Source organism: Martelella sp. UBA3392 (genome assembly GCF_002358775.1).
GTDB classification, from domain to species: Bacteria; Pseudomonadota; Alphaproteobacteria; order Rhizobiales; family Rhizobiaceae; genus Martelella; species Martelella mediterranea.
In genome coordinates this window covers 1-11,554 of record NZ_DEPM01000069.1, presented here as the reverse complement: position 1 = coordinate 11,554, position 11,554 = coordinate 1, and the positions used below count along the sequence as shown (strand labels likewise).

11 protein-coding genes are annotated in these 11,554 nt (G+C 64.1%); 4 read left to right on the top strand and 7 right to left on the bottom strand.

The genetic code is table 11. The features are described 5' to 3' along the window. Positions 1–154: 154 nt before the first annotated feature. From B4E36_RS05155 to B4E36_RS05125, 7 genes are all read right to left on the bottom strand, one after another. Positions 155–1,141 (bottom strand): Bug family tripartite tricarboxylate transporter substrate binding protein, encoded by a 987-nt coding sequence (locus B4E36_RS05155; protein ID WP_292059845.1) that lies wholly within the window; start codon positions 1,139–1,141, stop codon positions 155–157. A 294-nt stretch (positions 1,142–1,435) separates the two neighbouring features. Beyond that, positions 1,436–2,218, bottom strand: a complete 783-nt coding sequence (locus tag B4E36_RS05150; RefSeq protein WP_292059847.1) for an ATP-binding cassette domain-containing protein — start codon at positions 2,216–2,218, stop codon at positions 1,436–1,438. Beyond that, positions 2,215–3,021: an ABC transporter ATP-binding protein gene (locus B4E36_RS05145; RefSeq protein WP_292059849.1), complete on the bottom strand. Its 807-nt coding sequence runs from the start codon at positions 3,019–3,021 to the stop codon at positions 2,215–2,217. The genes B4E36_RS05150 and B4E36_RS05145 overlap by 4 nt, the downstream gene beginning before the upstream one ends. Then, positions 3,018–3,824, bottom strand: a complete 807-nt coding sequence (locus tag B4E36_RS05140) for an ABC transporter permease (protein ID WP_292059850.1) — start codon at positions 3,822–3,824, stop codon at positions 3,018–3,020. The genes B4E36_RS05145 and B4E36_RS05140 overlap by 4 nt, the downstream gene beginning before the upstream one ends. Continuing rightward, entirely contained in the window at positions 3,821–4,783 is a 963-nt protein-coding gene (locus B4E36_RS05135; protein WP_292059898.1) for an ABC transporter permease, read from the bottom strand. Before B4E36_RS05135 ends, B4E36_RS05140 begins: the two co-directional genes overlap by 4 nt. Positions 4,784–4,789: 6 nt before the next feature. Continuing rightward, positions 4,790–6,280 (bottom strand): ABC transporter substrate-binding protein, encoded by a 1,491-nt coding sequence (locus B4E36_RS05130; RefSeq protein WP_345900066.1) that lies wholly within the window; start codon positions 6,278–6,280, stop codon positions 4,790–4,792. A 215-nt stretch (positions 6,281–6,495) separates the two neighbouring features. Further along, the gene (locus tag B4E36_RS05125; protein WP_292059854.1) at positions 6,496–7,890 is read right to left on the bottom strand and encodes a helix-turn-helix domain-containing protein; all 1,395 of its coding nucleotides are present in this window, start codon (positions 7,888–7,890) and stop codon (positions 6,496–6,498) included. Between the two features lie 189 nt (positions 7,891–8,079). On the opposite strand from B4E36_RS05125, the gene aceA reads away from it, so the two are divergent. From aceA to B4E36_RS05105, 4 genes are all read left to right on the top strand, one after another. Continuing rightward, entirely contained in the window at positions 8,080–9,366 is a 1,287-nt protein-coding gene (aceA, locus tag B4E36_RS05120) for an isocitrate lyase (RefSeq protein WP_292059856.1), read from the top strand. A gap of 18 nt (positions 9,367–9,384) precedes the next feature. Continuing rightward, entirely contained in the window at positions 9,385–9,654 is a 270-nt protein-coding gene (locus B4E36_RS05115; RefSeq protein ID WP_292059858.1) for a hypothetical protein, read from the top strand. A 146-nt stretch (positions 9,655–9,800) separates the two neighbouring features. Next, positions 9,801–10,448, top strand: coding sequence for a DUF1007 family protein (locus B4E36_RS05110; protein ID WP_292059860.1), 648 nt, complete (start codon positions 9,801–9,803; stop codon positions 10,446–10,448). Beyond that, complete coding sequence (locus B4E36_RS05105) at positions 10,436–11,506, top strand: nickel/cobalt transporter (RefSeq protein ID WP_292059862.1); 1,071 nt, start codon at positions 10,436–10,438, stop codon at positions 11,504–11,506. The genes B4E36_RS05110 and B4E36_RS05105 overlap by 13 nt, the downstream gene beginning before the upstream one ends. Positions 11,507–11,554 lie beyond the last annotated feature (48 nt).

Below are 11,554 nucleotides of genomic sequence, written 5' to 3'. Positions count from 1 at the left end.
CTCTCCCGCCAGCGGGAGAGAGCAATGGGAGCAAGCCGTCCGCCCGGCGCCCTAGAGCATTTCCGGTGAAAACCGGATCACCGGAAATGCTCTATCTATTTGTCTTTACGCGCGTCCGGACGGAAAACCGGTATCCACTTTTCCTGGACGCGCCTTAGTTGTTGCGGATATTGTACTTCTTGATGATATCGCGCCAGGTCGCTTCCTCGCGTATCGCCATGTCCTGCAGTTCCTCCGGCGTTGACGAGGTCGCGCGCTGGTAGTTCTTGGCGAAGGCCGCCTGCGCTTCCTCGCTCGCCAGGAAGTTCGCGATCGCCTCGTTCATCTGCGCAATCACCGCGGGCGGCGTTCCCTTGGGCGCGAGTATGCCGGACCAGAGCGGCGCGACCAGATCGACGCCGGCCTCCTGGAAGGTCGGGACATCCGGGAAATCGGGATTGCGCTCCGCGGACGCGATGCCGAGCGCCTTCATGGTGCCCGACTTCAGATGTTCGGTATAGGCCTCCGACAGGAAGTCGACCGAGATGTCGAGGCTGCCGGACAGGAGGTCGACGAGGGTCGGCGCGGTGCCCTGATAGGGCACGATCTTGAGATCGGCATCGGCCTGTTCGCTCATCATCAGTTCGATCATGTGGCCGTAGGAGCCGATGCCCGGATTGCCGGCGCTGACCTCGCCCGGATGGGCCTTGGCGTATTCCAGGAGTTCGCCGAGATCGTCGGCGGGAAAATCCGCCCGCGCCACGACCACCATATCGCCATGGGTGATCTGGCTGACATAGTCGAAATCTTCCAATGGCGTATAGGGCAGGCCGGTATAGGTGTTGGTGTAATTGGCGGTGGGGCCGGGAAAACCGACGACGAAGGTATAGCCGTCGGGCTTGGCATGCGCGACCGAGGCCATGCCGATCGTACCGCCGGCGCCGGGCTTGTTATCGACGATCACCGTCTGGCCGAACTGTTCCTCGAGATCGGCGGCCATCATCCGCACCAGAAAATCAGGCCCCGCCGGAAACGGAAACACGATCCGGATCGGCTTGGCCTCCGGCCAGTCCGCGGCCAGCGCAGCGGTTGTCGGGCCGAGCGCGATGCACATCGCGCCGGCGGCGATCGCGGTCCCGATGGTTTTAAGCAATGTCGTCATGAGTTCCTCTCCTCAAACGCGATGCGGCTCTCCCAAACCGCATGATCCACGCTAGTCCGATCGGTCGCAGACAGCCAAGCCGATGATGCCGCGTTTCAACGCGTGAAATGCCAGGCGCTTTCGCCTGCGGCGGATGGCGAGCTTTTCGGCCTGCCGAAGGGCCCGGATGCCATTCTTCAATCATGACAAATCGGTCATCTTCTTGAACCGCGTCATGCGGCGCACCAGTTTAGCACTCTCTCCCGCGGTGAAAGCCGCATAGCCCGGTCGGCCGCAAGGTCAGGCCGGGTTTTTTTAGCTGCGTCGCCGGCGGCCGATCGTGGCCAGCGTCGGCTCGGCGGCAAGCAGGCGTTTTGTATAGGCTTCCTGCGGGGCGTCGAGCAGTTGGGGGACCTGTCCTTCCTCCACCACGCGGCCGGCCTGCATCACCACAGCGCGGTCGCAGATCTCGTCGACCACGGCGATATTGTGGGTGATCAGCAGCACCGACAGGCCGTGTTCGGCGCGCATCTTGAGAATGAGCCTGAGGATCTGCGCCTGCACCGTCACGTCCAGCGCCGAAGTCGGCTCGTCGGCGACCAACAGTTTGGGGCGGGTGATCAGCGCGCGGGCGATCGCGATCCGCTGGCGCTGGCCGCCGGAAAATTCGTGCGGGTATAGATCGATATCGCGTCCTTTTAGCCCGACCTCTTCCAGAAGTGCGGCCACCCGCATCCGCCGGGCCTTGCCGGTCGGGGCATCGGGGTCCAGCGCCAACGGTTCGGCGATGATGCGGCCGATCGTCTGGCGCGGGTCGAGCGCACTGTAGGGGTCCTGAAACACCATCTGGAAATGACGCCGCAGCTTGCGAAGATCGCGCGGCGATTGCGCGTAAAGGTCGGCGCCTTCGAACAGCACCCGGCCGGCGCTCGGGCGGTCGAGCGCCATGATCAGCCGGGCAAGCGTCGATTTTCCGGACCCGCTCTCGCCGACAATGCCGAGGATTTCGCCCGACGCGAGGGTAATCGAGACATCGTCCAGTGCAGTGCGCGCGCCATAGTGCCGGGTCAGGCCCTCGGTTTGAAGCAGCGGGGTCATGACCCGCCCTCCAGCCCGGTGCGGACCCTTCGGGGCAGGGATGCCAGCAGCGTCTTGGTATAGTCATGGGCGGGGTGGCGCAGAACGTCTTCGGTTCTGCCCTCTTCCATCTTCTCGCCGTCATGCATCACCAGAACCCGATCGCTCATGCGGGCGATGACGCCGATATCGTGGGAGATCAGGATCGGGCCGATGCCGAGTTCGGCGACGAGATCGTCGAGAATGTCGAGGATCTCGGCCTGCACGGTGACGTCGAGCGCCGTGGTCGGCTCGTCGGCGATCAGGAGCCCGGGCTTCAGCGCCAGCGCGATCGCGATACCGATCCGCTGGCGCTCGCCGCCGGAAAGTTCGTGCGGATAGGAATTTATTCTCGTTTTCGCGTCGCGGATGCGGACCATGTCCATCAGCCGCAGGGCTTCCAGTCTCGCTTCGGCCCGGGAGATCGGACGATGAAGCCGCAGCGCCTCGGCGATCTGGCTGCCGGCGGTCATTGCCGGGTTCAGCGCGGTCATCGGTTCCTGAAAGATCATCCCGATCTTTGCCCCGCGCAGTCGGGTGAGCCTGCGTTCCGGCAGCGCCAGCAGGTTTTCGCCATCGAGCAGGATTTCGCCCTCCGCCCGGGCCGTTCGCGGCAGCAGGCCGATCACCGCCAGCGCCAGCACCGATTTGCCCGATCCGCTTTCGCCGACAATGCCGAGCGTCTCGCCCTTCTCCAGCGACAGATCGATGCCGTGCAATACTTCACGCCGCCCGCCGCGCCGGTCGGGGAAACTGACCCTGAGATTGCGGATATCGAGCATCATGACGCCTCGCGCGGGTCGGTCAGCCGACCGAGACCGTCGCCCAGAAGGTTGAGGCCGAGAACGGAGAAGGCGATAGCAAGGCCGGGGGCCAGCACCAGATGAGGGGCGCTCGCGAGATAGGTCTGGGCATCGGCCAGCATCCGCCCCCAGCTCGGCGTCGGCGGCGCGACGCCGAGGCCCAGAAACGAGAGCCCGGCCTCGGTGAGGATCGCAAGCCCGGTCTGGATCGCGACCTGAACGATGATCTGGGCGGCGATATTGGGAAGCACGTGTTCGAGCGTGATCCGCGTTCCGGTCTTGCCGGCCATGCGGGCGGCGAGGATATAGTCGCGCGCCCAGACCTGCAGCGCGGCCCCCCGGCTGACGCGGGCGAAGACCGGCACCATGAACAGCGCGATCGCGGTGACGGTGGTCGCCGGTCCGCCGCCGAGCACTGCGGCCAAAAGCAGCGCCGACAGCACTGGGGGAAAGGCGAAGACGATATCGTTGACGCGCATGATCGCGGCCTCGGCCACCCCCCGGCGCGCCGCCGCCATCGTGCCCAAAACGGTGCCGAATGTTCCGCCAATCGCGACCGCGGAAAACGCGATCGACAGCGAGGTCCAGGCGCCGGCCATGATCATCGACAATTCGTCGCGGCCGAACTGGTCGGCGCCCAGCAGCCCACCGGGACCGGGGCCCTCGAGGCGGAGCGGAATGTTGATGGCGGCGGGGTCCATCGGCGTCCAGAACCGGCTAAGGATCGCGGCTGTGACCAGCGCGGCGGTGATGATGCCGCCGATGATGAGAGGCAGGTGTCTCATCGCGTGGCCTTCAGCCGCGGGTCGATCACCGCGTAAAGCGTATCGACCGCGAAATTGAGGCCCATGACGATGACGGCGAACAGCAGCGCGACATTCTGGATCACGATCAGGTCGCGCTGGGCGAGCGCCTGATAGGCAAGCGTGCCAAGGCCCGGCAGGGTGAAGACGTTTTCGACCAGCACGGTGCCGGCCATCAGCACCGATATCTGCATGCCGAGCATGGTGACGACCGGGATCAGCGCGTTGGGCACGACGTGACGCCACAGCGCCCGCATCCGGCTTGCACCCTTGGCCCGCGCCGTGCGCACGAAATCCTCGCGCGCGACATCTATGACGGCCGTGCGCGTCACCCGCGTCAGCACCGCGGCCTGGGGGATGGCAAGCGCGATCGCGGGCAGCGTTAGCGCGGTGATGGCGGGCAGGAAACCAGCCTGCCAGCCCGGAAAGCCGCCGGTCGGAAACCAGCCGAGTGTCAGCGCCACGCCGAGGATCAAAAGCAGGCCGATCCAGAAGCCGGGCACGGCAATGCCGATCTGCGAAAACAATGTCGCGACGATATCCACCGGCCCGCCCGGCCGCTGGCCCGCGAAGACGCCGAGCGGCAGAGATATCAGCAGCGACAGCGCCACGGCGTAACCGGCAAGCGGCAGGGTGACGGCGAGGCGTTCGCCGATCAGCACGGCAACCGGCGTCGAATAGGTGTAGGACAGGCCGAGATCGCCGCGGACCAGACCCGCCAGCCAGTCGCCGTAGCGCAGGAGGAAGGGCTGGTCGAGGCCGAGTTGCTGGCGCAGTGCCGCAAGCGTATCGGGGGCCGCCGAGGTGCCGAGCATGATTTCCGCCGGATCGCCCGGAACCGCCGCCATCACCGCGAAAATGATGAAGGAGACCGCCAGAAGGCTCGCGGCGAGAAAGACAAGATTGCCGGCGATGCGCCGCACCGCCGGACGTGTTTGCAACACGGTCTACTTGCTCCAGTGCACGCCGGTCATGTCGTTTGAGGGAACCGGCTCATTGACCCACAGCCCCTCGAGGTCCGCGTTCCAGACGCCGATCTTGGGCCAAGCATAGAGAAACAGCGCCGGCACGTCCTCGGCCAAGATTTTCTGCGCCTTTTTGTAACCCGCCAGCCGCTCTTCGGCGCTGGTCGCATCGGCGATCGCCGTCATCGTCGCGTCGAAATCGGGATTGTCATAGTTGAAGTAATAGGGATCGCGGGCATAGATGCCGATATCGAGCGGCTCGGCATGGCCGATAATCGTCATGTCGTAATTGGTGTCCTTGAACACATCCTGCAGCCATTTCGCCGGAAATTCGGAGGATTCGATCGTGGCGGTCACGCCGATCTGGGCGAAATAGGCCTGCATGATTTCCGCCGCCCGTTCGGCATAGCCCCGGTTCGGCGCCTTGATGGTGAATTGCAGGCCGTCGCCGTAGCCGGCCTCGGCAAGCTGCGCCTTCGCCTTTTCCGGATCATAGGGCAGCACGCCGGTGAGGTCCTCATAGCCGGCATCCGATGGCGAAAAATGGCTGCCGATTGGCGTGCCGTAGCCGGAATTGGTGGCATCGATGATCGCCTGCCGGTCGATCGCCATCATCAGCGCCCGGCGCACCCGGCGATCGTCAAAGGGCGGCTTGGCGTTGTTCATGCCAGCGACGACTTCCATGCCGGTGGTGCCGGGCACGACTTCGAAGGCGTCATTGGTCTCGAAGGTGCTGACGAGTTCAGGGGCCGCGAATTCCGGTATGGCGTCAACCCCGCCGGAGGTGAGGGCCGCGGCCTGTGCCTGCGCGTCGGAAATGAAGCGGAAGGTCACGGTTTCAAGCGCGGGTTTTTCGCCCCAGTAATTCGGGTTCCGGGTGAGGGTGACCTGGTTGCCCTTCTTCCATTCGCCGAACTCGAACGGCCCGGTGCCGACGGGATCGGTGGCATTGGTCGCCTCGCTTTCCGGCTCCACCATCACGGCGGCGGGAAAGCCGAGCCAGTAGAGAAGGTCGTAGGCGGGGCGGGAGAGCGTGAGTGTCAGCGTAAGCGCGTCGCTCGCCTCAACGGTATCGATCGCGCTGTAAAGCGCCTTCTGCGGGTTGACGCTGTCGTCGGCGATGATGCGGTCGATCGAATATTTCGCGGTTTCGGCGGTGAACGGCTTGCCGTTGTGGAACGTCACGCCCTCGCGCAGTTTGAACGTATAGGTGAGGCCGTCGTCAGAAACGTCCCATGCTTCGGCAAGCTGCGGGGCGATATCGCCGTCCTCGTCCACCGTTGTCAGTCCCTCGAACAGGTTCTTCCAGACCACCTGGCCGATTGCGACCGGGGCAGCGGCCGTCGGGTCGAGCCCGGTCGGCTCGATCGCCATGCCGACGATGACGTCGCTGCGGGGTTCCGCAAGCGCCGGCGCGGCAATGAGGCCGGCGACAAGCGCGGCTGCGGCGAGGGTGGTGAATGTGCGGGTCATGCGCTCCTCCAAGCGGTGTCAGGTGGGAGCGTCTATAGCGGGAAGGCGGGAGATGTGTAAATATTTCATGGCAATTTCGATTTTAGTGTAACGAATTTCGGTACACTAAAATCAGCGCCATCTCGCTGCATTGGTCACTTGCGGACTAACCACAACGAGCGGCACACTCCGCCATGAAGCAGTGAGGGCATGCTGACGGATATGCTCCAGATGCCTCAGCGGAAATCGAAGGCCGAGAGCCCGGCGACCATTTCGTCGAGGCCGAGCGGTCGCGTCACCGGCGGTTCGGCGCGCGACAGACAGCCGATCCGCTCGCAGAGCCGGCAGACCGGGCCGATGGGCGTGGCGGGCTGCTCCGGCCTGGCATAGACCGTCGCGGTGGCATGTGCGTGGGGCAGGCCGACAAGCAGGGCGGTCAGATGCGGCCGTTCGCCAGACGCCGGCTCCGGCCCCTCGACCGTGCGCGACAGCGTCAGGAACTCCGCGCCGTCCGGCATTGCGGCGCGCTGGACGATCAGCCGACCGGCCCGTGCGAAGGCGTCATAGACGTCGAGCCTTGGACATTCACCGCGAAAGCCGCCTTCGCCGATCCGGCGCAGGATGTTGCCGGCCACATCGATTTCCATGGCGAAGAACGGTAAGCCGGCATTGTCCGGCCGTTGCAGGCTGACGAGCCGTGTTGCGGCCTGGGCGAAGGACAGGCCGAACCGCCCGGCCAGAAGCGAGATATCGTACCGGTCCCGGCGGGCGGCCTCCACGAACGGGCCGTAGGGCATCAGCAGCGCATGGGCGGCATAGCGGGCAAGCTCGAACCGCGCGATCCGCCGCGCCTCGTCACCGGAGAGCGCCAGCGTCTCGATCGCTTCGGCAATTTCGTCGCGGAAGGCCAGCAGCGCCGCCTCAATCGCGATCTCGCGCTGGCGGTCATGCGGCGAGAACCGCGCGGAAATGAACAGCCGCATGGTGTGGCGGTCGAAGCGGCGGCCGAGATTGACCATGGCATGCGGCGGCAGCACCCGGACGGCGATGCCGTGCTTTGCGCGCAGCCAGTCCTTGAGCGCGGCCGACATTTCGTCGCCCGGCGCAAGCTCCGCATGCAGCGCCTCGGCGGCGCGGTCGAGCGCGTCGAAATACCAAGGCCGCCGCGACAGCGCCTCGCGCACCTCGTCATGAGGCAATCGCCTTCCGTCAAGGTGTGTCGGTCGCCCCTCCTCGGCGAGCAGCGCCGTCAGGTCGGACAGGCGGGCGGTCTGTTCCTGATAGGCGCGGTAGAGCTTCATCATGCCGATCGCCGCATTGGGCGCGGCCTCGGCCACTTCCACCAGTTCCTGGTCGCCGGGCAACTCGCCGGAAAGCAGCGGATCGGCGAACACCGCCTTGAGCTGGCCGATCGTCCCGCTGTTTTCGCCCTGCAGCGAGGCGATATCGACATCGTAGACGGCGGCGAGCTTCAGCAGCAATTGCACCGTCAGCGGTCGCTGGTTGCGCTCGATCAGGTTGAGATAGGAGGGCGAGATCGACAGCGCCTCCGCCATCGCGGTCTGCGTCAGTTCCATCTGCTTGCGCAGCCTGCGGAGCCTGGGGCCTGCGAATATCTTGCTTTCCGCCATCGCAAAATCCTTTTACAAAATTTACAGATTTACAATAGTGTTCTGTAAAGCGACCGACAGTATAACCCGATTTCGGGCCGATGAAAGCCTATTTCATTGGATTTAACGCCGAATTTTCGTTAAGTCTGTCACATCGATAAAGATTGTCTCGGGTTGAGACTGAAATGAATATCGAAGTGAGGAGAAGCAATGTCGGAATTTTACAAACTTGTCGAAGGCGCTGCGGAAGGCCGTTATGACGGGATCGAGCGTCCCTATAGCGTCGAGGACGTGAAGCGTCTGCGCGGCTCCATGCCGATCCGCGCCACGCTCGCGGAGGAGGGCGCCAAGCGTCTGTGGACGCTGATCCATGACCAGGATTTCGTCAATGCGCTCGGCGCGCTCTCGGGCAATCAGGCCATGCAGATGGTTCGCGCCGGGCTTAAGGCGATCTATCTTTCCGGCTGGCAGGTCGCCGCCGACGCCAACACTGCGTCGGCGATGTATCCCGACCAGTCGCTCTATCCGGCCAATGCCGGGCCCGAACTCGTCAAGCGCATCAACAAGACGCTGCAGCGCGCCGACCAGATCGAGGTTTCGGAAGGCCAGGGGCTTTCGGTCGATACCTGGTTCGCGCCGATCGTCGCCGATGCGGAGGCCGGTTTCGGCGGACCGCTCAATGCCTTCGAGATCATGAAGGCCTATATCGAGGCGGGTGCGGCGGGCGTCCATTTCGAGGACCAGCTCGCGTCGGAAAAGAAATGCGGCCATCTCGGCGGCAAGGTGCTGATCCCGACCTCGGCCCATATCCGCAACCTGACGGCGGCACGTCTGGCCGCCGACGTCATGGGCGTGCCGACGCTGGTGATCGCCCGCACAGACGCGGAAGCCGCCAAGCTGCTGACCTCTGATATCGACGAGCGCGACCGGCCCTTCGTCGACTACGATGCCGGGCGCACGCCGGAAGGCTTCTATCAGGTTCGCAACGGGCTCGAGTCCTGCATCGCCCGCGCGGTCGCCTATGCGCCCCATTGCGACCTGATCTGGTGCGAGACCTCGAAGCCGGATCTGGAGCAGGCGCGGCGCTTTGCCGAGGGCGTGCACAAGGCGCATCCGGGCAAGCTTCTGGCCTATAACTGCTCGCCGTCGTTCAACTGGAAGAAGAACCTGGACGAGGCGGATATCGCCCGCTTCCAGCGCGAACTCGGCGCCATGGGCTACAAGTTCCAGTTCATCACGCTGGCGGGCTTCCATCAGCTCAATTTCGGCATGTTCGAGCTCGCCCGCGGCTACAAGGAGCGCCAGATGGCGGCCTATAGCGAGCTCCAGCAGGCGGAATTCGCGGCGGAGCGCAATGGCTACACCGCGACCCGCCACCAGCGCGAAGTCGGCACCGGCTATTTCGATGCGGTGTCGATGGCGATCACCGGCGGCACCGGCTCCACCACCGCCATGGGAGAATCCACCGAAACAGCCCAGTTCGAGGCAGCAGAATAGGCAAGGGAGGAATGAGCAATGACACCGAAACTCAACGTCAAGGAACGCGCCGAGGCGCAATCAGGCGAAATGTCCGCCGAGCAGCAGGCCGCCATCCGCATGGTCGCCAATGATCTCCACCGGCTGAACCAGGCTGTGATGCGCGCGGTCGATGCCGGCGTCTCGGTCGAGATCATCCGCTCGGCCCGCCACCACGGCGGCGGCAAGTGGGGCGACCTGCTGACGCCGATCATCATCGCCGGCGCCGCTGCCGCACCGGCGCCGGAGGAGAGCCGTAGCGCCCATTGAACGAGCAAGTTGCAACAAGGCGCGTCCCTTTGACAAGGGGCGCGCTTTGGCGTTTCCGAAAGCATTTCGATCACCCAAACCGCGCCCGCGTCAAAATCTGCGCATACGGGCTTTTTTCTGACTCAGTTTTGCTCCAATGAGACAGCATGAAATTCCTCAACAGCCTGAGCATAGCCGCCCTTTTCTGCCTCGCCGCCGCCCCGCAGGCTAGCGCCCATCCGCATGTCTTCGTCGATGCCCGGCTTGAAGTGGTGGCCGATGATGACGGCAATGTCACCGCGCTGCAGAATGTCTGGCGCTTCGACGAGTTCTTTTCCTCCTCGGTGATCCTCGACTACGACACCAATATGGACAACACGCTGACCGGCAAGGAACTGACGGATATCGGCGATACCGTGCGTGAATCGCTCGCCGAATACGGCTATTACACCCAGATCAACGACAATGGCGAGAATGTGCCGCTCGCGCATCCCGACGTCATCCATGCCGACATGGTGGACGGACAATTGCTGCTGATCTTCTCGGCGAAGCCTTCCAAGCCGATCAAGCTCTCCGGCCACCTTACCTTCGGCATCTATGACGCCAGCATGTATACCGCGATCGACTTTCAGCGCGATGAGGATCTGGTGACCATCGGCAAGGCCTTCGACCGCTGCAAGATCGCGATTGTGCGGCCCGATCCCGACGAGGTCATCGCTGAAAACAGCGATGCGCTGACGGCCGCCTTTTTCAACGACCCGACCGATATGAGCAAACTGTTTGCAACCCGCCTGGACATGACATGCCCCGACTGACCCGCCCGATCGCGCTGATCCTGCTTCTGGCGCTCCTGGCTTTCGTGATATTCGGCCTAAACTCCAAGTCGTTCTCGGCCTCGCCGCTCGGCATCGGCTCGTCAGAGCCGTCATTTTCGACGTCGTTCGGCCCGTTGCAGCCGGTGTTGATGAGGATCAACCAGTATCAGCAGCAATTCTACCACGCGCTGACAGCGGCGCTGAAGGCGATGCGGGACGATCCGGTGAAGGTGCTGGGGCTTGTCGGCCTTTCCTTTACCTATGGCGTGTTTCATGCCGCCGGCCCCGGCCACGGCAAGGCGGTGATCTCGTCCTACATGATCGCCAACGAGACCGAGCTCAGACGCGGCATTTTCATTTCGCTGCTGGCCTCGCTGGCGCAGGGCGTGACAGCGATCCTGCTGGTGGGCACGGCCTATCTGTTTCTGCGCGGCACCGCGGTCTCGATGCGCGATGCCACGCTCTACATGGAGCGCGCCAGCTTTCTGCTGATCGCCGGTTTCGGCCTGTGGCTGCTCTACACCAAGACGCGGTCGATCATGTCTTCGTCCGCCGCCGGAAACGAGCATCACGGTCACGACCACGGGCATGGCCACGATCACAGCCACGGCCATCCCGACCATCATGCGCATGACCACCACGCCCATAGCCACCACGATCATGATCATGTGCATGGTCCCGATTGCGGCTGCGGCCATGTGCACATGCCGGAGCCCAAGGACCTCGGGGGCAAGGATTTCGACTGGAAGGGCGCGGGCTCCGCAATTCTGGCGATCGGCATGCGGCCCTGCTCGGGCGCGCTGATCGTGCTGACCTTCGCATTGCTGAACGGGCTGCTCCTCGGCGGCATCGCCTCGGTCTTCGCCATGGCGATCGGCACCGCGATCACCGTGTCGGTGCTGGCGATCATCGCCGTCTCGGCCAAGGGACTTGCCGTGCGCCTTGCCGGTCGCGGCTCCACGCGCGCGACCGTGATCGGCTACGGCATCGAGATCGCCGGCGCGCTTCTGGTCACGCTTCTGGGACTGATGCTGTTTGCCGCCTCGATGACAGGCTGATCAGATCGTTGATCAGATCCCGGTTCCGAGGTTCTGGTAATTGCTCAT

What these genes read in the sequence shown, in the direction of transcription:
- B4E36_RS05105 (WP_292059862.1), top strand. Translation starts at nt 10,436, where the DNA reads ATGCCCCGACTGACCCGCCCGATCGCGCTGATCCTGCTTCTGGCGCTC.
- B4E36_RS05155 (WP_292059845.1), bottom strand. Translation starts at nt 1,141, where the DNA reads ATGACGACATTGCTTAAAACCATCGGGACCGCGATCGCCGCCGGCGCG.
- B4E36_RS05125 (WP_292059854.1), bottom strand. Translation starts at nt 7,890, where the DNA reads ATGGCGGAAAGCAAGATATTCGCAGGCCCCAGGCTCCGCAGGCTGCGC.
- B4E36_RS05145 (WP_292059849.1), bottom strand. Translation starts at nt 3,021, where the DNA reads ATGATGCTCGATATCCGCAATCTCAGGGTCAGTTTCCCCGACCGGCGC.
- B4E36_RS05150 (WP_292059847.1), bottom strand. Translation starts at nt 2,218, where the DNA reads ATGACCCCGCTGCTTCAAACCGAGGGCCTGACCCGGCACTATGGCGCG.
- B4E36_RS05115 (WP_292059858.1), top strand. Translation starts at nt 9,385, where the DNA reads ATGACACCGAAACTCAACGTCAAGGAACGCGCCGAGGCGCAATCAGGC.
- aceA (WP_292059856.1), top strand. Translation starts at nt 8,080, where the DNA reads ATGTCGGAATTTTACAAACTTGTCGAAGGCGCTGCGGAAGGCCGTTAT.
- B4E36_RS05130 (WP_345900066.1), bottom strand. Translation starts at nt 6,280, where the DNA reads ATGACCCGCACATTCACCACCCTCGCCGCAGCCGCGCTTGTCGCCGGC.
- B4E36_RS05140 (WP_292059850.1), bottom strand. Translation starts at nt 3,824, where the DNA reads ATGAGACACCTGCCTCTCATCATCGGCGGCATCATCACCGCCGCGCTG.
- B4E36_RS05110 (WP_292059860.1), top strand. Translation starts at nt 9,801, where the DNA reads ATGAAATTCCTCAACAGCCTGAGCATAGCCGCCCTTTTCTGCCTCGCC.